General features: G+C 36.7%; 20 protein-coding genes. 10 read left to right on the top strand and 10 right to left on the bottom strand.

Annotated features, from left to right (window positions below; genetic code table 11):
• Positions 1–86 precede the first annotated feature (86 nt).
• The 4 genes from F936_RS01930 to F936_RS01915 form a co-directional block, all read right to left on the bottom strand.
• Complete coding sequence (locus F936_RS01930; protein ID WP_005044339.1) at positions 87–611, bottom strand: hypothetical protein; 525 nt, start codon at positions 609–611, stop codon at positions 87–89.
• 433 nt (positions 612–1044) lie between these two features.
• Positions 1045–2403: a phosphate regulon sensor histidine kinase PhoR gene (gene phoR / locus F936_RS01925; RefSeq protein ID WP_003654168.1), complete on the bottom strand. Its 1359-nt coding sequence runs from the start codon at positions 2401–2403 to the stop codon at positions 1045–1047.
• 9 nt (positions 2404–2412) lie between these two features.
• A complete protein-coding gene (gene phoB / locus F936_RS01920; protein ID WP_003654166.1) occupies positions 2413–3123 on the bottom strand; it encodes a phosphate regulon transcriptional regulator PhoB in 711 nt (236 codons plus the stop codon).
• A gap of 254 nt (positions 3124–3377) precedes the next feature.
• Positions 3378–4049, bottom strand: coding sequence for a TetR/AcrR family transcriptional regulator (locus F936_RS01915; protein ID WP_003654165.1), 672 nt, complete (start codon positions 4047–4049; stop codon positions 3378–3380).
• Positions 4050–4261: 212 nt separating this feature from the next.
• Between F936_RS01915 and F936_RS01910 the strand changes: the two genes are divergently transcribed.
• On the top strand, positions 4262–5095 hold the full coding sequence (locus tag F936_RS01910) for an SDR family NAD(P)-dependent oxidoreductase (RefSeq protein ID WP_005044336.1): 834 nt from the start codon (positions 4262–4264) through the stop codon (positions 5093–5095).
• Positions 5096–5152: 57 nt separating this feature from the next.
• On the opposite strand, the gene F936_RS01905 is transcribed toward F936_RS01910, so the two are convergent.
• From F936_RS01905 to F936_RS01885, 5 genes are all read right to left on the bottom strand, one after another.
• Positions 5153–6520, bottom strand: coding sequence for an MATE family efflux transporter (locus tag F936_RS01905; protein ID WP_005044333.1), 1368 nt, complete (start codon positions 6518–6520; stop codon positions 5153–5155).
• A gap of 106 nt (positions 6521–6626) precedes the next feature.
• A complete protein-coding gene (locus F936_RS01900; protein WP_005044332.1) occupies positions 6627–7781 on the bottom strand; it encodes a pyridoxal phosphate-dependent aminotransferase in 1155 nt (384 codons plus the stop codon).
• Positions 7782–7808: 27 nt separating this feature from the next.
• Complete coding sequence (locus tag F936_RS01895; protein WP_005044331.1) at positions 7809–9119, bottom strand: DUF445 domain-containing protein; 1311 nt, start codon at positions 9117–9119, stop codon at positions 7809–7811.
• Positions 9120–9132: 13 nt separating this feature from the next.
• A complete protein-coding gene (locus tag F936_RS01890) occupies positions 9133–9696 on the bottom strand; it encodes a CC0125/CC1285 family lipoprotein (protein ID WP_004640061.1) in 564 nt (187 codons plus the stop codon).
• Between the two features lie 59 nt (positions 9697–9755).
• On the bottom strand, positions 9756–10295 hold the full coding sequence (locus F936_RS01885; protein WP_005044329.1) for a DUF924 family protein: 540 nt from the start codon (positions 10293–10295) through the stop codon (positions 9756–9758).
• A 168-nt stretch (positions 10296–10463) separates the two neighbouring features.
• Between F936_RS01885 and gshA the strand changes: the two genes are divergently transcribed.
• The 9 genes from gshA (at position 10464) to F936_RS01840 (ending at position 22250) form a co-directional block, all read left to right on the top strand.
• Positions 10464–12041, top strand: coding sequence for a glutamate--cysteine ligase (gene gshA / locus F936_RS01880; protein ID WP_005044326.1), 1578 nt, complete (start codon positions 10464–10466; stop codon positions 12039–12041).
• A gap of 16 nt (positions 12042–12057) precedes the next feature.
• The gene (locus tag F936_RS01875) at positions 12058–12579 is read left to right on the top strand and encodes a disulfide bond formation protein B (protein WP_003654151.1); all 522 of its coding nucleotides are present in this window, start codon (positions 12058–12060) and stop codon (positions 12577–12579) included.
• Between the two features lie 157 nt (positions 12580–12736).
• Positions 12737–16138 (top strand): type VI secretion system Vgr family protein, encoded by a 3402-nt coding sequence (locus F936_RS01870; RefSeq protein WP_005044324.1) that lies wholly within the window; start codon positions 12737–12739, stop codon positions 16136–16138.
• A 7-nt stretch (positions 16139–16145) separates the two neighbouring features.
• Positions 16146–16679 (top strand): hypothetical protein, encoded by a 534-nt coding sequence (locus F936_RS01865; protein ID WP_005044322.1) that lies wholly within the window; start codon positions 16146–16148, stop codon positions 16677–16679.
• Positions 16679–19159, top strand: a complete 2481-nt coding sequence (locus F936_RS01860; RefSeq protein WP_005044319.1) for a hypothetical protein — start codon at positions 16679–16681, stop codon at positions 19157–19159. The genes F936_RS01865 and F936_RS01860 overlap by 1 nt, the downstream gene beginning before the upstream one ends.
• A gap of 1 nt (position 19160) precedes the next feature.
• Entirely contained in the window at positions 19161–19682 is a 522-nt protein-coding gene (locus F936_RS01855; RefSeq protein ID WP_005044316.1) for a hypothetical protein, read from the top strand.
• Positions 19683–19884: 202 nt separating this feature from the next.
• Positions 19885–20502: a hypothetical protein gene (locus F936_RS01850; RefSeq protein ID WP_005044315.1), complete on the top strand. Its 618-nt coding sequence runs from the start codon at positions 19885–19887 to the stop codon at positions 20500–20502.
• 172 nt (positions 20503–20674) lie between these two features.
• Positions 20675–21412 carry a lysozyme inhibitor LprI family protein gene (locus tag F936_RS01845; RefSeq protein WP_035362019.1) on the top strand — a complete coding sequence of 246 codons (738 nt, stop codon included), beginning with the start codon at positions 20675–20677 and terminating at the stop codon, positions 21410–21412.
• A 112-nt stretch (positions 21413–21524) separates the two neighbouring features.
• Entirely contained in the window at positions 21525–22250 is a 726-nt protein-coding gene (locus F936_RS01840) for an SH3 domain-containing protein (RefSeq protein ID WP_005044311.1), read from the top strand.
• A gap of 64 nt (positions 22251–22314) precedes the next feature.
• Here the strand turns inward: F936_RS01840 and F936_RS01835 are convergent, their stop codons facing one another.
• Entirely contained in the window at positions 22315–23658 is a 1344-nt protein-coding gene (locus F936_RS01835) for a PGAP1-like alpha/beta domain-containing protein (protein ID WP_005044309.1), read from the bottom strand.
• Positions 23659–23770 lie beyond the last annotated feature (112 nt).

Raw genomic sequence — 23770 nt, 5'->3', positions numbered from 1 at the left:
GACTTTTCATGAGCCGGCTTTTTATATTTGAAGGGGTGACTTTAGGTCATGTTATACAGTCTTTCTTTAGGGAAACTGCGGTAAAATCAGCCTTCATATTCGCGTCCATTTTTGCGCCATTTTCCATCAGCACCTTTATACCAGTCTGGGGCTACAGCTGGGCCTCGTGCTCCTGAGCCTTCTCGTGACTCATCTATATAATCAATTTTATCAATGTTCACTGTATTTTCTTGACCTTCATAAACTCTGCTGCGCAACAGTATTGTACGTTGGTTCCAATCAATACTTTTAAGTTCTCCCTGTTCACAAGTTTGATTTATTGAACGACCAAAATGTCCCCAAACCATCAAATACTTGCCCATAGGGATACGTTTTAATTGATCATCAATAGTTTCTATATAAGGTTCTTCTTCAAGTGGTTCCAGCATCTCAATTTGATCAAAAGAGATTAACCGAGTTGACTCGTCTTCTATGGATACGTGAATGATTTTTTGAGTTTGATCAACCTGAAGAATTTCCACTTTTAATGCTTCTCCATCTTTCAAGACAAGAATAAAGAAATCACTTATTTCAGGGTTTTCCAATATTATTTCTACAGGGTTAATAGTCATTTAAGCCTCGCTTAATTATTATGTTAGCTGTTCTTATGGATTAAGTTTTTTGTAGCGATTTAATAATACTAATTTTATTTAAAAATGAAAGTGATTTTTGAAACTGTTAAATAATTAGTTTAAATGGTGTTTTTTATTTTAACTATTTTTTAAATTATCAATGACATTGATTATATATATTGTATAAATTGGGTGGTCTTATTTTTTAAAGTACAGTTAGTATATCTATTTCATAAATTCTAATCTATGAAATAGATATGAGAGAAAAAGAAGATTTATTAAATAACTTATATAGGCTGACTATAGATTGTATTTGATATTATCAATGACAAAAAATTAAAATCATGTCCATAATAACTTATATATAAAAAATGGCTAAGTATCTTTCACTGCATCTATTTAATATCCACCCTTTATGTGGAATGAATACTTTTTAAGCCATGTTATATAGTCTTTCTTTAGGAAAAACTACTGTAAAAGTTGAACCTTCATTTTCTTTAGATTGCACATCTAAATAAGCGCCATGTTGCATTAATACATGCTTCACAATGGCTAAACCTAAACCTGTACCGCCTGTTTGACGACTACGGTCGCTGTCAACACGATAGAAGCGTTCAGTCAGACGTGGCAAATGTTTCGGATTAATCCCGATACCTGTATCTTGTACGCTAAAGTAGGCATGTTCACCGTCGTCATGCCAGCCAATCGTAATCGTTCCACCTTTTGGCGTGTATTTGATGGCATTGGTAATTAAGTTACTAAACGCGCTGGCGATTTCCATGTCAGAACCAATCAGGTCACAGTGACTATCAATATGTAAATTGAGTGTATGGCCATAATCGGCATTGTAGGCCTGAGCATCATCAAACAGTTGATTCATTAAACTCGGCATTTCAATAATCTGATTTTTTGCAATTTTCTTATTATTTTCTAAATTCGATAACAGTAGTAAATCATTCACCAAAGCATTCATACGTTTGGTTTGTGACTGCATCTGATCAAACGCACGTTTCCAGCGTGGACTAATATCTTCTTGATCGGTAAATGTCTCGATATAACCACTGAGTACAGTTAATGGTGTACGAAGTTCATGAGAAATATTATCTACAAAGTCTTTACGCATTTGCTCAAGGTTGTGCATACGAGTAACATCGTAAGCCACCAATAAACGACTTTCTCCACCAAATCGTGTGAGCTTGACCTGCACATATCGGTCATCGTCAAAACTTGACTGTAATTTAATACCATCGGGTGCTTGATCAATATTGTTAAAATATTCAATAAAGGTCGGCTGGCGTAAAATCGTTAATAAATTTCGACCACGGTCGAGAGGGCTGATACCTAACAAACGTTCAGCAGCAGGGTTCCACCATTCAATTTTATGTTGATCATCAATGAGGACAACAGCTTCGGCAAGCGCCACTAAAGAAGACTGAGCGCGATCAATTAAACCGACCATTTCTGCTTGAACGATTCGTTCCTGACGCTGGGCACGGTAAACATTAAACAATAACGCTCCCCAAATCCCATTTAGGTTTGGAGGAACGTCATAAGGTTTATTTGCAATCCAGTCATTGACCAGATAAAGCGAACGCAACTGGAGTGTAAAAAACACCACAAAGGCGATAAAAATACAGCTCCAGAAATACCCAAGGCCTAAACCGACTAAACCGGCAATAATTATAAAAAATAATAAAAGCCGTAAATCTTGTTTGGCAAACGTCCATAAACTACTGTAGCGGGAAAGCTTTTGTTCACGTACCTGTTCGGGGACGGGGTAGGGTTCATACATAAATCTTGGTTAACCTGCGGCTAAATCTGCACGTGTTGAGAAGCGGTAGCCAGTTCCACGTACGGTCTGAACAAATCGGTCAACACCAAAAGGTTCTAAAACTTTACGCAAACGACGGATGTGCACATCGATAGTTCGATCTTCGATATATACATTACCGCCCCAGACCTGATCGAGCAACTGGGCACGTGTATATGCACGCTCTGGATGGGTCATAAAAAACGCAAGTAAGCGATATTCAGTTGGGCCCATATCTAAAATACTGTCGCCAAAGCTGACACGTTGGCTCACAGGATCAAGAATTAAACCATTGGCGTCAATCATTTTTTCGCCACTTAATGCATTTGCACGACGCAGAACCGCTTTAATACGTGAAACCAGTTCACGTGTTGAGAAAGGCTTCGTCATGTAATCATCTGCGCCAGCATCCAGACCTTGTACTTTGTGGTCTTCTTCTCCGCGAGCGGTAAGCATAATTACTGGAATTTCTGCTAAGTTCTCATCACGTTTTAAGCGGCGACATAAATCGACACCACTTACGCCTCCAGGTAACATCCAATCGAGCAAGATAAGCGCCGGACGTTGGTCGACGATAATTTGATGAGCCTGTTTGGCATCTTCTGCCTGCAAACATTGAAAGCCTGCCATGTCCAAAGAAGTATGGATCATTTCACGAATAGGAAGCTCATCATCGACAATTAAAATATAGTCATCTTTCACAGCGCAATATCCTATAGATTTAACGGTGAACCGTTTTGTAGTTATGACAGGCTTATTACAAAGATTAATTATGACAATTTCATTGCAGAAAAGTCTATAAAATTGAATTTAGCAATAATTTGTGACAAAAGTAAGGCAAAGGTGTGACCGAATGATGACATGAAAGCTTAAATATTCTTAAAATCATTCAATAAGTTATCACCTTCAAAGCTTAACGGGTTTTGCACATTTTAGAGTGTCAAAAAACTTTAATATTATTTTGAAACCTTGGCCAATAAAGATAAGAAAACAATGCGGCATGCGGTTAAAACCTGTTCAAGAGACTGCTCAAAGCCTCCCATGACCCATCGAATTGCAATTTGAGTGACATATCCATTTAAGCCTGTTGCGATTAAAGAGAGCTCATTTTCGTTGTGTTGGATTTGCGGCATGGTCAACATAACAAAGGCCTGAATCATTCGATCAAACTGTGCAAGAGTTTCTTGAATGGTGGCTTGATTATGTAATTCTTGTACTAAAACTGCGTCAACATAGACAATGCGAGCTAATCTCGGGTCGTCTTTTAATGTCGTCAGCAGTGCCCTTAAACCAGCATCGACCATTTTTTCTGGATCTGGTGTCGCTTTAATGACGGCTTGCATCAGGTTTTGCTGCAATTCTTCAATCATTTTTAAAAAGATGGTTTGAAATAAATCTTCACTCTTCTTAAATGATTCATAAAAATAGCGTTCTGTGAGTTTTGCCTCTTGGCAGACATCCTTAACCGTCACGGAAAAAAAACCGAGTGTTCCATAGGTCGCAATACCAGCTTCAATCAGTTTTTCTCGGCGTGCCTCTTTACGTTCAGATAGAGATAACCCTTTGAACTGACGTTCTTTACTCACAGTTTTTGTTTTCTTTTTACTGGTTGAGTCGTTTGTCGCCATAAATAAGTCGTTTCCTAAAGAATGGTTTCCTAATTTATAGGTTTTAGCCAAATATGCTTACTATGATAAAGCTCTCAGCAGAATTGTGCCATTCTATCTGAAATTACAGTGTACTATATTGACAATGGATATTGTCAAAATTATATTAAAGATGTCTAAGCTGCACATGCAATGAACCGATTGTGCAAATATCGAAAAACAAAGGATGGACAATGAAAAATTTTAAAAACAAAGTCGCTGCAATTACGGGCGCAGGTTCTGGCATTGGGCAACAACTCGCAATTCTTTTGGCAAAACAGGGCTGCCATCTTTCATTGAGTGATATTAATGAGAAGGGATTACAGCAAACCGTGGAGCTTTTAAAACCGTATAGCACGATTACTGTGACGACCAAAAAGCTTGATGTTTCTGACCGTGAAGCGGTAAAGCAGTGGGCCCAAGAAACTGTTCAAGATCATGGGTCCGTTAACCTGATTTTCAACAACGCTGGTGTCGCTCTAGGTTCAACTGTAGAAGGTGCGACCTACGAAGATTTAGAGTGGATTGTTGGGATTAACTTCTGGGGTGTGGTGTACGGAACGAAAGAGTTCTTACCGTTCATTAAGCAAACTCAAGATGGCCATATTATTAATATTTCAAGCCTATTTGGTTTAACCGCTCAACCGACTCAATCTGCTTATAACGCGACTAAATTTGCTGTTCGTGGCTTTACCGAGTCATTGCGTCAAGAGTTAGATATTGAAAAAAGTGGCGTAAGCTCTTTGTGTGTACATCCGGGTGGAATCCGCACCAATATTGCTAAATCTGCAAAAATGAGTGATAGCTTGAATAGTTTGGGTATGGATCCGACTAAATCGATTCAAAATTTTGACAAATTATTACGTACTCCACCTGAAGAGGCGGCTCGTCAAATTTTACAAGCAGTATTAAAAAATAAACGTCGTTTATTGATTGGTAGTGATGCAAAAATTCTTGATGCATTCCAGCGTGTATTCCCAACTGGATATCAACGTGCTTCTACCATTGTGACCAAGTTAATGAAATAATTTTAAAGTTAAAAAAAGCCATCAAATGATGGCTTTTTTTATAAGAATTGATTGGTTCTAAATAAGAACTTTGATCTTCTTTTTCTTCCAGATAAATTGGTAATAGAGCCCTTGAATAATACATAAACTCACAAATGCCAAGGCATAGGCAACCCAGATCCCTTTAAGCCCCCACATTGAGCTAAACCAGTAAGCACATGGAATTTCAATAAACAAAATAGCGGAAATATTAAGTAGCATCGGGACGGTCACAGTTCCACTGGCACGCATGATCGATGCAAAAATGGCACCCGCACCAAAGAATAAAATTGCCCAAAGCACAATAAATAAAAGTTGTTGGCCCAGTACCACCACGGTTGGGTCGGTAATGAATAAAGCCATTAAATATTTTGAAAATAGATAGCCAAGTGCAATTAAAGTACCCGTAAATAAAAAGTTCATGCCTAAGGCAGTACGAGTTACACGAGATAACAAGTCAGATTTACCTGCACCAATCGCTTGCGCAGCAAAAATTGAAGCTGCAATTGAGATTGATAAGGCAGGGAACTGGATGTAATTGAGCACCTGATTTACCGCACCATATGCTGCTGTAGCATGTGAACCATAATGGTTAACCAACCCAACAATAACCAAGCCAGCCATTGAGGTGGTAATCATTTGAATGCCGGTTGGGACGCCTAAGCGCAAAATGATTTTGCTCAGTTCTGGATTGTGACGGATATGTTGCAAAAGCTGACGATTCGGTCTAAGCGGATGCTTTTTCTTGTTTAAGTAGATGGCAAGAAAAATCAAAATAGCCACATAACCCGTGATCGTTGCAATTGCTGGAGCAATAATTCCCAGAGCTGGTAAGCCAAAATAACCTTTAAGCAATATCGGGGTAATCACCAAACCAATTACACTGGTTAAAGCAAGGGCAAGTAAAGGCGTGGTACTGTCGCCTACACCACGTAAAATTGAAGTATAGATAATATAAACAAACAGAAGTGGGCTACCCGCCAGCATCCATTGAACATAAGGCAAAGCAAGATGCATCACCTTGGGGTCAGTGCCTAATAACTCTAAAATATCGTGGGCAAAAAACACACCAATAATCGCGGTAATTACTCCACCAATCAGTGTCATAAAGAGGGTAGAACCTACCACACTTTGGACTTTTTCAATATTTTGCGCGCCCCATGCTTGCCCTACTAAAACAGTCGTACCTGTTGAAATCCCGATAATAAAAGCGAGCAGCAAAAATAAAATAGGGAAAAAAACAGAGACGGCAGCAATTGCATCTACTCCCATCATTTGACCAACAAAGATGGTGTTAATAGTTCCGGACAAGTTCTGCAAAATATTGGTTGCAATCAGGGGGAGCAAGAAAACAAAAAATGTTTTCCATAGATTTTGCTGATGAATTAAAGACTGTCTTGGTGGCATGCATTCTCCATCGCCCATCTCTTTGATGAGCGGGGCAGATATCCAACTTAGCATAGTTAGAGCAAATGGCTTGTAGTGTTTTTACTATGCTAAGTGGCTAAATTTATTAACATTGATTCAGAATTTCTCCTGCTTTTTGCAATGTCTCATCATTTTTAGCAAAGCAAAAACGAATCAAACGCAAAGACTCCGGCGCTTGCTTGTAGAAAACCGAAACCGGAATAGCCACAATCTTATGTTGTTCTGCTAGAAACTGGCACATTTCAACATCGTTCAGGTCAGGCCGAATTTGACTGTAATCGAGATTTTGGAAATAAGTACCTTGAGACGGTTTTAGCAAGAAACGGCTATGGTGAATCGCCTGATTAAAATGATCTCGCTTAGTTTGGTAAAACTGTGGCAGCTCTTGAATATGTTCTGGATGTTGCTGCATATATTGCGCTAGAGCAATCTGACAAGGTGTCGTGCCACAGAAATTCGCATATTGGTAAATTTGGCGGAATAAACGCATTAACTCAGGTGAAGCGACGCAATAACCTGTTTTCCAGCCTGTTACATGAAAGGTTTTTCCAAAAGAACCGATCACAAAGCTACGCTCTCTGAGTTCTGGAAAATGCAATGCACTAAAGTGTTGTTGACCGTCAAAGACCAAGTGTTCATAGACTTCATCGGATAAAATCACAATATTTTTATCTTGAATCAGTTCAATGAGTTCTAACCAATCCTGTTGATCCCAGATTGTGCCTGTTGGATTATGGGGAGTATTCACCACAATCATTCGAGTTTTATCATTAATCAAATCTTTAACTTGTTGCCAGTTCACCTTAAAGTCGGGTGCTTCAAGAGCGATGTGGATGGCTTTACCACCAGCTAATTGTACTGAAGGCCCATAACTGTCGTAACTTGGGTCAAAAATAATGACTTCATCGCCCGCATTAATGCATGCCTGTATGGCACAAAAAATTGCAATGGTTGCGCCGGGAGTAATGGTAATTTGCGTTACAGGATCAAGTTGAAGTTGGTCGCGTTGCTTAAATTGTAAAGCAAGCTGTTCACGTAAAGCGAGAATACCATCGCCAGGTGGATATTGATTATGCCCAGCCAAAGTCGCCTGAGATAAGGCTTCCAGTAAGGCTGGTGGAGCCGGAAAATCTGGAAAACCTTGTGACAGGTTGAGTGCACCTAGTCGATGTGCCATTGCCGTCATGGTGCTAAAAATCGTCACGCCTTGAGTGGCCAATTTTGACTGAAGCTGTAGCATATTGTTCTCTTATAAAAATATTTAAAGTTATAGAATTGATTCAATCACTGCCCGAATTACACCGAGTGTTAAACCAATAAATGCCCCGACTACAACGCCGTTCACACGGATCATATGTAAGTCGCCACCGACTTCGTTTTCAATTTTTCCGATCATTTCGCGCGAATCCCATTCATGAATGCGTTCGCTCACATAGCGGATGATTTTATGGCTATATTGGTCTGTAAAATTCAGCGCAAGTCCTGTCATTTCTTTGTTCAACACTTCACGTACTTTGGCATTTTGAACAAGGTTTTCACCCAGTTGCTGAATAGCAGCCCGAAGGTTCATTGCAATACCTGAGTCTTTTTTCATTAAATCTTCTTTAATGGCATCACACAAAATGGTGACGGCACCACTAATGAAATTTAGGACTTGCGGACTGTCTAAAAGGGCATCTTTACCGCTGTTTAGGCGTTGGCTGGCAGCACTGTCTGGTTTTGCCAGCTCTAGCATGAGCGAATGGGCAATGGTTTCAATTTCCTGTCGCCAAGGATGTTCATGGTCTGCCAGCATCGATTCTACTTTTTCAACGAGTGAGTCGATGGTGCGTTGTTGAACATCAATACCGATCCAGCTTGCACCTTTTGCAAGGGACCAGACACCCAGCGCTTTAAACATTTTTCGGGTTAATTCACGGGTTTTATCTGGGTTTTGTACCACCCACTCATGGGCGATATCGAGACCACGCTGTAAAACGTCTTGGTGGAAGTCATTTTCCAATACTGCGCGGAGCATTTCACTTGCGAGTTTATTGACTTCGGTATTACGCACCCATTGCACACTATTGTTTTGCACAAAGTTGGCAATTTGATCTTGGCTAACAAACTCAAAAAGTTTCGGAACAGTTTGCTGAATAAGCTGTACCACTTGCGTATTGTTTTGTGGACTTGCTAACCATTGACCAATTGCGAGGCTTAAGTCAGTTTTTTCTAAGCTACGTTCGACCACTTGAGGCGAAAGAAAATTTTCCTGTACAAAACGGCCCATTGACTCTGCAATGCGTGCTTTGTTGCGTGGAATAATCTCGGTGTGGTCTCTTAAAAATTTAGGAATTGGTAACTTACCAAATGGGTTCCGAAACAGAACTGTAATCGCGTACCAGTCGGCTAAACCACCGACTACACCGGCTTCAGCCCCTAACATCAAAATATGAATAAAACCTGTGTACTCTGGCAGAAAACGGTCGGCTACCATCAATGCAACCCACAGCACAACGACAATAATAAGCGCTAGAGTAGCAAAATATTTGCTACGTTTAAGACTGGGCACGTGGTGGACTTCTTCTGCCATGTTCATAAGTTTATCCTATTCATTTTTGTTTTACTGGAGGCTCAGGCGGGGGCAACAGCTCTCCTGTCGGACTCAATCCATATTTTTGTCCGATTGATTTCAAGATCAAGGTTGCATCAAAAGCATCCTGAGGAGCCTGCTTCTGATCCCGATAACATTCAATAGTATACGACACTTGAACAGGATCGATATTGACCACTTGTGGGTAATCATAGAACGGATCATGCCAGAAACCAGGGTAACGACGACCGTAACCATATGGGTAAAAACTTGGAGCAGATGGGTAAACTACGGCTTGACGAGGAGGTTTCTGACTTTGATTACTTGGATCATTTTGCACTTTAAAAAAGCGGAAGCCTTTTTGTACCGTCGTTTGTGCTGATTTTACCAAAGTGATTTCTTCAGCTGCGCCATAACTCATATTCGGGTCAGCTTGAAAACTAATCCGAAAAGTTTGGGCATTTAAAGGATATGCTGAAAACTGGCCAAGCTGATCAAAGGTTCTTGGTTTACTTGGCGTTGTTGCACAAGCAGTTAGAGTTAAGGCAGTGCCTAAGGCTAAACAAAGAGAGAGATATTTCATGATGAACTCCCAGCTGAGTATTAGAAAATAGATGACTCAGCGTTAAAAATTAAGAAGTTTTAAAAACTACTGTTTGGTTCTAATAAAAATTCAGTTTCCTCTGGAGTGGAGGCACGTCCAAGAATCGCATTGCGATGAGGATAACGACCAAAGCGATCGATAATCACTTTATGCTTTTTCTCAAAGCTTAAATTAATTTCATTACCGAGGCGTTGAAAGAGTTTTAATGAAAACTCATGGATCAATTTTGATTCACTATGCATAAACGGCATATATAAAAAAGAGCGTTGCTCTGGATTAAGCTGTGCATCTAATTGCAAGCTAATGGCTTCTTGTGCCAAAGCTAAAGCAAGGCTATCGTAAGCAAAAGATTGTGGTTGATCACGATAAATGTTGCGAGAAAACTGGTCTAGTACAATAATCTCTGCCAGACGGCCTTCAGCCGTTTTTCGCCAAGACCAAAGTTCTGCTTGAGTTGCCTGTCGATGAACGTCAGAAAAATTTTCACAAATCTTTTTGTCAAAATCATCACTTTTTGCAAACCAAAGTGAACGGTGTTCAGGTGAAAACCAGAAGTTTAAAATGTCTTGTTCGTTCATGATATTGACAACTCTTTAGCAATTATTCTTCAATAAAATCACAATTCTTTCGTGTCTTAAATAACAAGATTGTGATAAAAATTGCCAAACTGGAATGATGTGATTATATAAGTAACCGTATCATCTCACGATTTTGTATATAGTGATCTTTAATAAGCGAGCAAATGCATGAGTCAACCCACTACACCATCTCAATCAGTTATTCCTGCTTGGGTGGATTCGTCGCTACTACAAGGCATGTTACGTGGAATAGAGCGTGAAAGCCTACGTATGCAAAGTAATGGGTTCTTATCGCAAGAGTTACATCCAAAAGCATTAGGTTCAGCTTTAACACATCCGCAAATTACGACTGATTATTCAGAAGCATTGATGGAGTTTATTACTTCTCCAAAGCCAACCATTGGTGAAGCTTTACATGAGCTCACAGATATTCATGCCGTTGTGCATCGTCATTTAGAAAATGGTGAAAAGCTTTGGCCGCTGTCTATGCCATGTATGTTAGATGACAATGAAGAACGTATTCGTCTAGCGCAGTATGGCACTTCTAATATTGGTCGTTTTAAAACATTATACCGTCGTGGGTTAGGAATACGTTATGGTCGTCGTATGCAGACGATTTCAGGTGTGCATTACAATTTATCTTTTCCAGATACGCTTTTTGCTGAGTTGCAAGCTCATGAAACTGACGAACAATTAAAATCATTAAGTTTGCAGGATTATCGTAGCCATCGTTATTTTGGTCTTATTCGTAATTTTATCCGTTTAACGCCACTGGTTATGTTTTTGGTGGGTGCAAGCCCAACGGTATGTCGTTGTTTCTTAACCGGACATAAACATCAGTTGTTGCCTTTAATCAAAGGTTCATACTATTTACCGTATGCTACAGCTTTACGTATGGGGCGATTGGGCTATCAAAACTCAGCCCAAAAAAGCTTAGGTATTCATTACAACAATTTATGTGGCTATTTGGATGGTTTACAAAAAGCCGTTCATTCTCCTTACCCACCATTTAGCCGTTTAGGGTTAAATGATGCCGCTGGTGAGCCGTTGCAAATTAATGATCATGTTTTGCAGATCGAGAATGAATATTACAGTCTCGTACGTCCAAAACAGGTGCCTCAAGCGGGTGAAACGCCATCTCAAGCCTTGAAAAATCGAGGAGTGGGTTATGTTGAGTTACGTGCTGTTGATGTAAACCCATATTCGTCAATTGGCGTTGATGAAACGACAGCTGGCTTCCTTGAAGTGTTAGCACTTTATTGCTTGTTAAGTGATAGCCCAGAGCTGTTAGGCCCTGAGCAAGATTTGATTGAAAAGAACCAGACTGAAGTGGTGAATCGTGGCCGAGCGCCGAATGCAACCATTACAGATTTAAACGGGTCTTATCACATCGAAGATTGGGCACGTTTGTATATTGCTCAGATGCAAGGTTGTGCGCAGTTACTCGATCAGACCTATGCAACAGAGCTGTATGGTTCTGCATTAGCGATCATGCAAGCACGAATTGATGAAGTTGATGAAACTTTGTCAGCCCATGTTATTGACGATACGTTAAAGCATGGTGGAACTTGGAGTTTTGGTAGCCACATGGCCCAGTTACATGCTGAAAGTTATGAACAGCATGAGCTTAGTGTGGAAACCTTGAAACATTTTGAGCAATTGGCTGCACAATCTTTACAGCAGCAAGAACAACTTGAGCAAGATACTCAGGTCAGTTTTGACCAATATGTTGAACAATATCGATAATAAAATGAGGTTTTACATGCGATTAAGTTACCGTTTGGTGAGTGGACTACTTGTTTTAGCAAGTATTGTCGGCATGTCTTTTGCGTTGTATCTGGAACATGTAAAAGGTTTAGAGCCATGTCCGCTCTGTATTTTTCAACGTGTTGGCTTAATGGCAATGGGCCTTGTGGCACTGATTGCATTTTTGCATAACCCCGTTTCCAATGCAGTTAAACGCTTTTACGCATTTTTGGCTGGCATCGCAATTTTATGGTCAGTGGGTGTAGCAGGGCGTCATGTCTGGCTACAACATTTACCACCTGATCAAGTACCAAGCTGTGGTCCAGGCTTAAACTATTTAGTTGATGCCTTACCAATGAAAACAGTTTTACAGCAAGTATTGTCGGGTTCAGGTGAATGTGCAGCAATTGACTGGACCTTTTTAGGCCAGTCTTTACCAGTTTGGTCATTGGTCTATTTCATTTTGCTATTACTTGTATGTTTATGGCAATTGTTCCGCTTCTATCCAGTGTTTAAGACTGCTAAAAAAAGAGTTTAAATAGATTAAAAAAAGCCCAACATGAAGTTGGGCTTTTTTATTGTTTTAAAATTAATCAAAATATAAAAAAACGAATTGAAAAAAAGCATAATAATGTAGACAGATAGTTCTGTTTTTTATAAAGTGCAGCCGTTTTATATCCTTATGATTATAAAAAATGTTTTTTAATATCTTTAATGTTTTGGAAAAAATAGGATTAAGCGCACAGAAACGTGCGATCCACGTGCAATTTTCTAATGAATTGCTCAATCACCAAGTTTTTTTACAACGTATAGAAGGCCAACATCAGCTAAATGGGGGAATTGAAGCTGAGTTAATTTGCCTTTCGACGAGTGCCCAAATTGCATTGAAGCAGTTTATAGGCGTTCAGGTTGCTGTTGATCAGGTTACAGATTCTGGCCAATTATTTCGAACTACAGGAATTGTGACTGAAGCCAGTTATGGTCAAAGTGATGGCGCTTTAACGCTTTATAAATTGACCTTAAAAGACGCGACAAATTTATGGCATAAACGCCGTAATAGTCGTGTTTTTATGAATAAAAGTATTGTAGAAATTACCGAAGTTCTATTCAAAGAGTGGCAAGAAAAAAGTCCACTTTTTGCGACAAGTTTAAGCCTAGACCTGAGTGGGTTAAGCCAGAGTTATGATACTCGTCCATTTATCATGCAGCATAATGAATCCGACTATGACTTTCTTACGCGTTTATGGCGAAGTGAAGGCGTGAGTTGGTTAGTTGATGAATCAGAGCTTTTTGTTCCTCATTTTACTGCTCCAATACAGGCCCAAAAGCTTAGATTAATTGATGATAATAACCAGTACCAAGCTTTAGCACGCCGTAGCATTCGCTATCACCGCAGTAGTGCGACAGAATATCAAGATAGTATTACGGGTTTTGTTGCGGTGCGGAGTTTGGAGCCGACTGCGGTACATGTGCAACGTTGGCAGCCCGATGCCTTAGCACAAGAAGAAGGCGCTGGTTCCGTCATCACGACCCATACACATTCAGATAACTTTGATTCAGCGAGTTTAAGCCTTGAGCAAGCATGGCACATGAGTCCTGCTTGGATGCAAGATTTAAAAGGTGAGGATCAGGCTACTGCTTCAACTAGTAATCAACTAGAGAAACTGAATCAGCAGTTTAATGACATGTATGCCAGTCAGGCTAAATACTTCAAAGCTTATAGCAGTGTTCGAGATAGCCAAGTCGGCTATTGGTTTAATCTCCGAGAGCATCCTGAAGTTGATCAACATGAAGGGGTTGATCAAGAGTTCCTGATTATCGCTAAAAATTTCTACAACCAAAATAATTTACCAAAAGATCTACATCAGCAAGTTAGTCAGTTACTAACCCAAAGTCGTTGGGATAAACATGGTTATGACGATATTGAGCGTCAAGGTAATGAGCTGACTTTAATTCGCCGTCAAATCAAAACGACACCTGAATATAATCCAGAACAGCATCGTCCAATTGCCTACCCGCAAAGAGCGAAAGTTGTGGGGCCAGAGGGAGAGACCATCTATGTCGATGAATGGGGGCGCATCAAGGTGCGTTTTCTGTTTACCCGCAGTGATGATCATGGTCATGATGGTGGCGCAGGTAGCAATGACAACGATACAGATTCAGCTTGGGTCGATGTACTGACTCCGTGGGCGGGTGAAGGCTATGGAGCACGCTTCTTACCGCGTATTGGTGAAGTAGTGGTCATTGACTTCTTTGATGGCAATATTGATCGTCCATTTGTGACAGGGCGCATCCATGAAGCGCAGCGTTCACCAACCAAGTTTGATGTGAAAGGACAGCTTCCTGATACTAAAAAACTCAGCGGTATTCGTAGTCAGGAAGTTAGTGGCAGTGGGTTTAATCAATTGCGATTTGACGATACGACAGGGCAAATCAGTACCCAACTACAAAGTAGTCATGCAGCAACACAGCTGAATTTAGGTAATTTAAGCCATCCTAAAGAACAAGCAACCAGTCAGGGTCGTGGTGAAGGCTTTGAGTTGAGAACAGACGCTTGGGGAGCTGTGCGTGCAGGTAAAGGCATGCTCATTAGTACCTATGCGCAAGAGCAGGCAATTGCAGATCATTTAGAAGCTGCACAAGCACAATCCTTACTTTCACAAGGCTATGAAAGCATGAAAATGCTCAGTGAAGTTGCAGCCAAGCAACAAACTGATGCTTTGAACGTGATTAACAGGTTACCCAAATTCATCCAGTCACTTGAGCTAAAAACCACAGGGCAGGCTTTAAATAGCACGGTAAATCTATTTAAAGAAGGGATTAATAACGATCCTATTCATGCGTTAAAAGATTGTGGTGGTTTTATTGAAGATATTGGTGCATTAGGTGGCGATGCAAAAGGAGTTGTAGATGAATTTAATACTTTCTTTAGCGATGCTAAAGATTCGGTAGAGAATTTAAAAGCCTTTATTGAAAATGTTGAAGAACATGGTGCTGACATTGTTAAAGGCAAACTCGCAAGCATTAAAGATCGAATTCATCAAAATCCATTTGAAAGTCTTAAAGAGGTCAGCAAAGTCTTAGGGAATGTCGAGACTAAAGACTTTGACTTGATGAGTGTATGCGGAACTTTTAGTAAGGGCAGTAAATTGGAAGTGACACCTTCTAAAGCATTGGGTTCTTTACAAGGCTTTATGGAGGGTTATACCCAAGGTCTAGAAAGTAGTGCAGATACGAAACAACAAGAACAGGGCAAAATCTTTAGACAAGCCCTTATGTTATTAGCATCGCCAAATGGTATTGCTTTAACGACACCTGAAAATATTATTTTGCAAGCTTCACAAGATATTGCTGAAAGTGCCAGTGGTTCAATTAATTTAAGCGCACAGAAAAATATCATTGGGCATGCACAAGACAAAATTAGTCTGTTTGCTGCACAAAAGGGTTTCCGCGCTTATGCAGCAAAAGGAAAGCTCGAACTGCAAGCGCAAGACGATGCCATTGAAGCGATTGCCAAGAAGGTCATCAAGCTCATTTCTACTGAAGATAAAATCGAGCTTACGAGTCCAAAAGAAATTGTATTAACAGCGGGTGGGTCGCAGCTCAAAATTAATGCGGATGGCGTATTTTCAACGACAGGCGGTAAGTTTGAAAGTAAAGCTGGGCAGCATTTGTTTACGAGCGGTGCAACAGTAAATGCTGAGTTGCCGAAAATGCCTGAGAGTGGAATTTTTAGTCGAAGATTTGATTTTAGTGAATTAATTAATACTAATTTATTAAAAGATGGATTTAAATATAAAGTCATTAATCATGCGAAAAAAACAGAATATATTGGTTTCCTTGATGAGTTCGCAAGGACTAGACGAATATTTAGTGATAATCCAGATAATATTGAAATACTTTTATTAGGAAAAAATGATGAGCATTCAGATAAATTACAACTCATTGAAGAAATAATCAACGATGGTCAAGGAAAAAGTTCAGATGAAACCTGCTGTGGAGGTGATGATGAGCATAACCATGACCACGATAGTAATGAACAAATTGAAGATGATGATTTAAAATCAGATTTTGAAAATTTCAGAATCAAGGACTAAGCTGATAATGAAAGTATTAAAGATAGTAATAGGTACATATATTCTATTAAACAGTATAAGTTTATATGCAGAAAGTACAAACGAGTGTATGAAGTATTGGGAAAAACCGACAGCAAAAGTAAGTGTGTTGCAAGATATTCAATGCTCTAATATATGGGAAGATAATTTTAGTAAAGAAAATAAAAAATTAGCAAAAGAAATAGGATTTAATCTAAAAGATAAAAATTGGGTTTCTACTGGATCATGTAGTCATGTTAAATATAAAAATAAAGATTATTATATTTATTGGGCTGACATGAAGCATAATAAAAATGATCTTATTATGATATATAACGCTGGTAATTCATTTGCATACTCAAGAGTATTAGACGAAAAAAAAATTAAGGAAGGATTCAAAAAAGAGGATACTATAGATGTAAATTTATCTTGCGGAAAAGTAGGAGAAGATATCAATATTGTATCTGTCTTAAATGGATATTTATTGAAAGAGACATCTATTAATAATATTTCTAAATATAAAATTTATGATAGGTTTAAATAATGAAAAAAACTATAAAATTCCAAGATGGTTCAATGCAGGAATTTAATTTAAATAGGGAGGGATTTATACAGGCTGTTAGCTATAAAGAATCAAGTGCTGACTTAAAATTAAGTTCTAACCATAAAATAAATATGATGGCTGCTAAAAAAAGTAGTCCAGGCGGTTATACAGGTTTCTTTCAAATGGGAGAGTCTGCCTTATTTGAAACAGGTTACTATTTAGGAGATACAGGTGTAGATTTTAGAAAGTTAAATCCAGAGAAAGAGAAGCAAAAAATAAAAACTATTAGATCAACTTTTGATAAAAATGATTGGAAAGGAAAATGGTCTGGTAAAAATGGAATTTATTCATTTAATGATTTCCTTACAAAGCCTGAGTTACAATTAATGGCAGTAAGTGATTGGATTAATTATTTATGTAAACGTATGCAGTTACTTAATTTTAATCAATATTATGGTCAAATTATTAATGGGGTAGAAGTAACAGAATCTGGAGCAATTGCTAGTGCCCATTTAATGGGTGAAGGTGGATTAGCAACTTTTTTGGGATCTCCTATATTCAAGATAAAATCTCCTGTATCTGATGGAAATGGTACACATATTTCTTCATATCTATCAATGTTTGGTGATTTTGATTTAGAAAATTGTTGCAAAAGAAAAATTTATATTAGTTTAAAAGATAGTTCAGGTTTAGAGATAAAGAATAAAGAAGTTATTATTATTTCAGAAAATAATGGTAAATATATTTCAGGCGAAACTAGGGTTAAGGTTAAAAGCGATGAAAATGGAAATTTGCCTGTTATTGTTAGAAACCCGAATACTGAAATAAAAATTTTTGCTGATGGAAAAGAGTCGAATACCATTATTCAGAAAGCAAATGAGAAACAAAAAGCAATTTTAAGTGATTTTAAGGTTTCAAGTCATCCAGCAACTCTAGAAAAAAATAGTACACCACAACCAAAACCGCAAACTAATAAAACACCACAAGAAATAAGAAATGAACAAACACAACCTTCTACTGCCCCAGAAAAAGAGAAAGACTCTTTATCTAAAGATGCAGACTTTAATATTCAAATAGTTGAAGGTGACTCTGGTAAAGCAATCTCTAATATGAATTTTTTTCTTACTTATAAAGGTAATATTAAAAAGCATACTGCCGATAGTCATGGAATCAAGCAAAATATTATTGCAGAGATAGGACAGGATATTGAAGTTTCTGTACAGGGCACAGGACATAAACAAGTTATACATCATTTCACAGTGAATGCGGCATTAAAAAATAAAACAGTGAAAGTGAGTCTTCCTGTACATTCTTTTAATATTTCAGTCACTCAGGAGAATAAACCTGTTCCAAATACTTTGTTTAGTATTTTTTACAGGGGTAGAGAAATCTCTAAAAGGACAGATAGCCGCGGTATACTGAATGTTCGAATGTTAACAGGCTTTGTTTTTGGTTTCGGTATAAAGGGAAAAAGTTTAATCTTAAGTCGAGTTGAAAAAAATACTGTAACAAAAGCTTTTACAGTGAATGGGAGTGCTGTTCATGCTTCAAAAGCATATGAAGCTAATGATGCAAAACAGAAGCAAACTGAAAATTTAAACAAGCATAAGAAAGAAAAGAAAGAAGAAACTGCCAAAAAACAAGCTGATCAAGCTAAAACTCAGAAAAATAGTAAAAATGAAGTAAAACAAAGTAATACCTATACTGAAAATGGAGGTAAACCATTAACAACTGTTAGTAATCAAGCTAGTGTTACAAGTGATACTACAAATTATATAATCTATCCAAATGGAACAATCGATAGGATTAATAAAGATGCTACAGGTTTCGCAGCATATTATTATGTAGTAAATAATCAACCTATTTTGATTGGGAAAAGTAGAATTTATACAGCTGATAGATGGTTGAAGAAAGGTAAAAAAGGTTCAGGAATTAGTCATCTAGTCAGTATTCGAGAAATTTTTGGGGATAGTGATTCAAAATCTAATAACAAATGGGAGAAAAAAATAGGTAATTTGAATATCTCAATTCATAATGATACTCAACAACAACATAGATATTGGTTATCTACGGTAGCATTCGCTGCATATATTGGTGCAGTCTGTAAATTTGGTGAAAAAGTCCGGTTTAGTGGTTTTAGTGATAGAAATGGTTCACCAGGAGGAAGTAGTTCTCATTTGAATGGTGAAGTTGATGATATTGGTTATATTAGAGTAGATAGAAACCATTCAGTAGGTGTTAATTTTGAAATGGCAGAATATGATCATGACGCATCGCTACGCTTTGTCAATATATTGATATCTTTTGGATGGGGTAAGACGAAAAATATGTTAAGCGAATATTACCCTGCACATTTGGTTAATAAATATAAACTTAAACAAGGTTATATACTTCCAAGATGTAGTCAATGGACTAATCCAAGACATAATAATCATCTACATTTACAAGGCCTGTCAGTAACATTTAATAAGGATGAATGATATGAGATTTATATTTACCTTTTTTATCATTTTTTTAAGTGCATGTAGTCACTCTGATACTATTGCTGATAAAAAAAGTTATTTAGACTTTAACTCAATAAATTTAAAAGATAAATCTTATATTGTTGGTAATAAATACTCTGATGTTGATTTTTCATCAAAAGGTATAGCAAAAGATCAAATAGGAAACTGTACAACTTTTTCAGATTTTAATAATAATATTTCATATACTCTTAATAATCAGAAGTTGGTTGAAGTATTAGTAGGAAGTGAAAATAAAAGTATATACACGTCAAAAAATATACGGAATGGTATGGGTGTTGAAAATATATACAAGAATTATAAAGATTATAAAATTAAAAAAATAAAAAGTGAGGGGGCTGGAGATTCACAAGATGATTATACTTACATAGTGACTGATAATTTACAGAAAAATAATAGTTTAATTTTTGATGTTGTGCATGGGGAAATACAAGGAATACACTTAGGAAAAAAAGGATTTGATTTATCCGATTGTGAATAATATTGCTTACACCTAATCTTATTTAAGTAATAAGATTAGGTGTAAGATGATATAGATTATTATTAATTATATTTAACTAAAATCTTTGATATTAAATTACCTAAAAAATTGTTGAGCTCCAAGATTAAAGACCAAAGGTTTCAATGTATTTTATTTCAGCAGATGTACCTGGTGAAGGTGCTATGCACATAGAGATTATGCAATGATGAGCAGATTATTTCTTTTATTTGTAATTAGTTTTATGTATGCCTGTACAACTGAGGCGGACCAGCCTAAGTCAAGTAACACAAAACTTTATTTTTCGTATCGAATCTGTGAAAAGTCGGGGAAATGTAAGAATTTTACACCTACAAAAAAAGAGGGTAATTATCTCTTTAAAAGACTTGAGCCTGCATATGATGAATTTTATATAAAAGATAATAATGGTAATTTTACTTTATATTATAAAAATTTTTATAGTGAAGATGTTCAAGTTGGATGGGCACAAGCTAAAGTGGATAAAAATAATAATAGTGAGTTGAGTTTAAATATAGATACAATTAACCTAGCCTTGGGCGGTATTGATTTTATAAAGAATGGATATGCAACTAAACAGGCTGAATCAGAGAATTTTAAATCAGGGATCTATTATTTAGCTGATAATTATACAGGTGCTCCATATTATCAAAAGCAAAAAATAGTTTTTAAGAAGAATGCTAAAGATTTAGTATTGGACTGTAATAGTTATTTGAATAATCCCTCTGTAAAAAATGAATCTTATGGAGTGTTTTATGGAGTATGTTCCGAGGGTGAAAAAGTATATTTTAAGCAGGTAAGCTGATTTAATTTCCCTTTTTGAATAAAAATGTAAGAATGGTAAGTCTTACATTTTTTTATCTAAAATATTTATATTTGTATTTAAATATTAGATACAATATTTGTATTGAGGATTAGCTTCAAAATATAAAAATAGAACCTTATCTTAATGTATGTTTTTATTGAAGGTGTGTGTATTGAGAACTAATTTTATTAAATTTTATAATTTTTTATTGGTTTTCGGCGTATGTATTTCCTCAAATGCTGCAGATTATAAACCACAACAGTTAGATGAGAAAAAAGTATATAATAATAGTGAGCATGATCTGAATAGTACATATTCTGATATAAAAATCTATATTATTGATAATAAAAATGAAGTTAAGCATCTTGTTGATAATCAAAGGTCTTGGCTAAAAAATAGAAATTTAAAATGTAATTTTAATGGGAAAGAAGCAAATAATGAAAATTATAAATGTCTAAGTGATTTTAATAATTCTAAAATTAAAGATTTAAGAAAGTCATACTTAGACTTTGATAGTTTAGAAGGGAAATTAATAAAACCATTTAAATATAAAGATGGTATTATAAAAGAGTTGGAAGTAGGTGGGTGTTATTGTAGCGAAAGTACAATTAAGATTTTAAAGGAAAAAATTTATATATATCAAGCTTGTGATCAAGGGTTAAAGGAGCCACGTATATATAATATTGTTGGTAAGAAAAAAGATGGATTTTCTGTAGAATATCAAATTGATACTAATAATAAAGTTCCGGGATTTAATTTGGCATTTGTTGCTAATGGTAAAAATGTTTGGAATATAGTTCCGAAAATCTTTGGAAAAGAAGATTTAATAAATTTAAATTTTGCAATTAAGTATACAACTGATGTGAATATAAAAAATAAGAAAAATGATTGTCATGATGATGAAGAGTAATCATTTGTTGTTAAGATTTTGATTGCATTTAATAATAGTAATGTCAGCTTAAAATATGATATTGCTATTATTATAAAATAGAAATTAAAAGTAAATAATGAGCTTATTCAAAATGAAAAAACATTTTAAATTTATAATTTTCACTGTTCTTATGATTGGGCCTGTAGGATCCTCATATGCTGATTTTGGTTTTATTCAAGATAAAGATGAGTATGTGAATGTAAGGGAAAATTCAAGTTTAAGTTCTAAAGTTACATCCAAATTAAATAATAATGAAATTGTTTCTTGTGTGATGGATGAAGAGACTAATAATTTTTGTTTAGTTAATGCAAGTAATGGTGCAACAGGATTTGTCTATAAAAACAGAATAAATAATTTTAGTGGTTACACTTCTATTAAGCTATCTCAATATTCTAGAGAAAAAGCTGTTTATAGTGATAAAAATATAATAGTAGAAGTGTATTCAAAAAAAGCTATTTCAGATCCTAAACTTTATAAAACTTTTAAAGGTGAATATAAGTATTTTAATAATAAAAAGTTCTTTGGTACAGATGGTAGTCTACCTGACAATAATTTTTTACAACTTGATAAAATTATTATTAAAGAAAAAGATAACAGAATAGAAATCAGTAGAACTGAGCTTGAGCAATATTTTTTCCCTAAAGATGGTATCGATGGGGGCAAAAACGAACTTGCTGACTTTAAAATATATTATTTGAATAATAATATTTATATTTTAAATACTTTTAATAATGGTGGTGCAGCAGCCTACAATATAGTTTTAAATATAAAAAATGGAAAAATAGCTACTAATAAAGCTTGGAAGGTTGAAATTTGATAATATTTCTCTTTCTTCATAAAAGCTAATTAATTAAAAAAGCCCAACAAAAGTTGGGCTTTTTTTACGTCTCTACAATCCCTTCCAAATCTTCGAGGGTATAGTTCGGCATATCAATAATATGAGTTTGAATACCTTCTTGCACATAATCATTCGCATGAGGATATAGCCAGCGAGTAATCTGTTCCGCTACACTCGAGTGATACTGAATTTCAAAATGATTTAAGCCATAAAACACAGCTTTATGTGAATCAGGAACTTTGAGCTGAAAACGTGGATTAGGATGTTCACCCAGCGCGCTTTTCACACTCACCAAGTAATCACCAATCACAGTAAGCGCTTTATTGCGTACTTTTTCAAACTCGAGTGTTCCTGCCACTAAAAAAGTATTGATATGGGAAGGTAGAGGAGCTGGTGCACGGTTATCATCCATCATGCCAATTCGGGCATCCATATATTCCCAATCGTCATCACGAACACTACCGTGGCGTAAGTCTAAAATACCGTTACTGCGAATATTAACCAGTTGACCAAGTAAACCTACAAAAGAGAACGCGCCAAGTTTATCTTGTATGGTAAAACCAAAGCGCTCCAAGACTGCACCATGATGTGGGGAACCAATACACACCAAGTTCTCGACCATATGAATCCATTGATACATATTTTGTTTACCGTAGAACAATGCACTGCGAGAAACCAGTCCGCCCATACTATGGCCAATCACATCAATGCTAGTAATTCTTGGATTATTTTTTACGAGATCTTCTAATAAATTTGAGAAGCTGCGACCATTGGCCGAAATACGTCGCCCTGTATTGTAATTTAAATACAGCATGGTGTTATGGTCACGCTGGGCTAATAGACGCTCTCCAATTCCACCATAATGGGCGTTTGACCAAGTCAGATGATTCATACACAAACCATGAACCATAATTACAATACGACCTGCAAGCTCACCTTGCTGTATAGCTCCGTAGTGATCGTATAGCACTATCGGTAGGGCGAGAGGACTATGTTGTTTAAGTAGGTAATCCCCAAAAACACCATTCAAAATTCCCACCAAAAAATGTAGGCTTGGGGTGAGTGGTTTTTCGTGAAGTGTTGGATATTTTTCAATAATGCGACGTAAACCGGGTGCTAAAAAATAACGACCATATTTTTGTAAAGCGCCATAAGAAAATTGATATGCCTTTTGTACAAATGGTCGTTTTTGAAAGTTTTTAGCGTTTTGTGTACTAATACCAAAAGCATTTTTTAAGACTTCAATATTAATAACTTGTATTAATTCATGTACACCATTTAAGCTGGTGCTGAACAGTTGAGCTAAACCTTCAAGTACGTCTGCCTGACTAGGTGGCGTACGATCCCATTTACAATAAGTTTCATGTAGTGGTGTTAAGCTCGGCATATCTTTTCCCCATATACGTTATAACCGACGTTTTAAGCTGTACTTTTTATCAACGGCAGTAAACGTTTCCATCTTAGTAGTTTAAATAACACATTTTTTTAAAATACTGATG

Origin of the sequence: Acinetobacter calcoaceticus DSM 30006 = CIP 81.8 (genome assembly GCF_000368965.1) — a bacterium.
In the GTDB taxonomy this organism is placed as follows: domain Bacteria; phylum Pseudomonadota; class Gammaproteobacteria; order Pseudomonadales; family Moraxellaceae; genus Acinetobacter; species Acinetobacter calcoaceticus.
The sequence above is the reverse complement of the archived record's forward strand: the minus strand, read 5'-3'. Positions and strand labels throughout refer to the sequence as shown.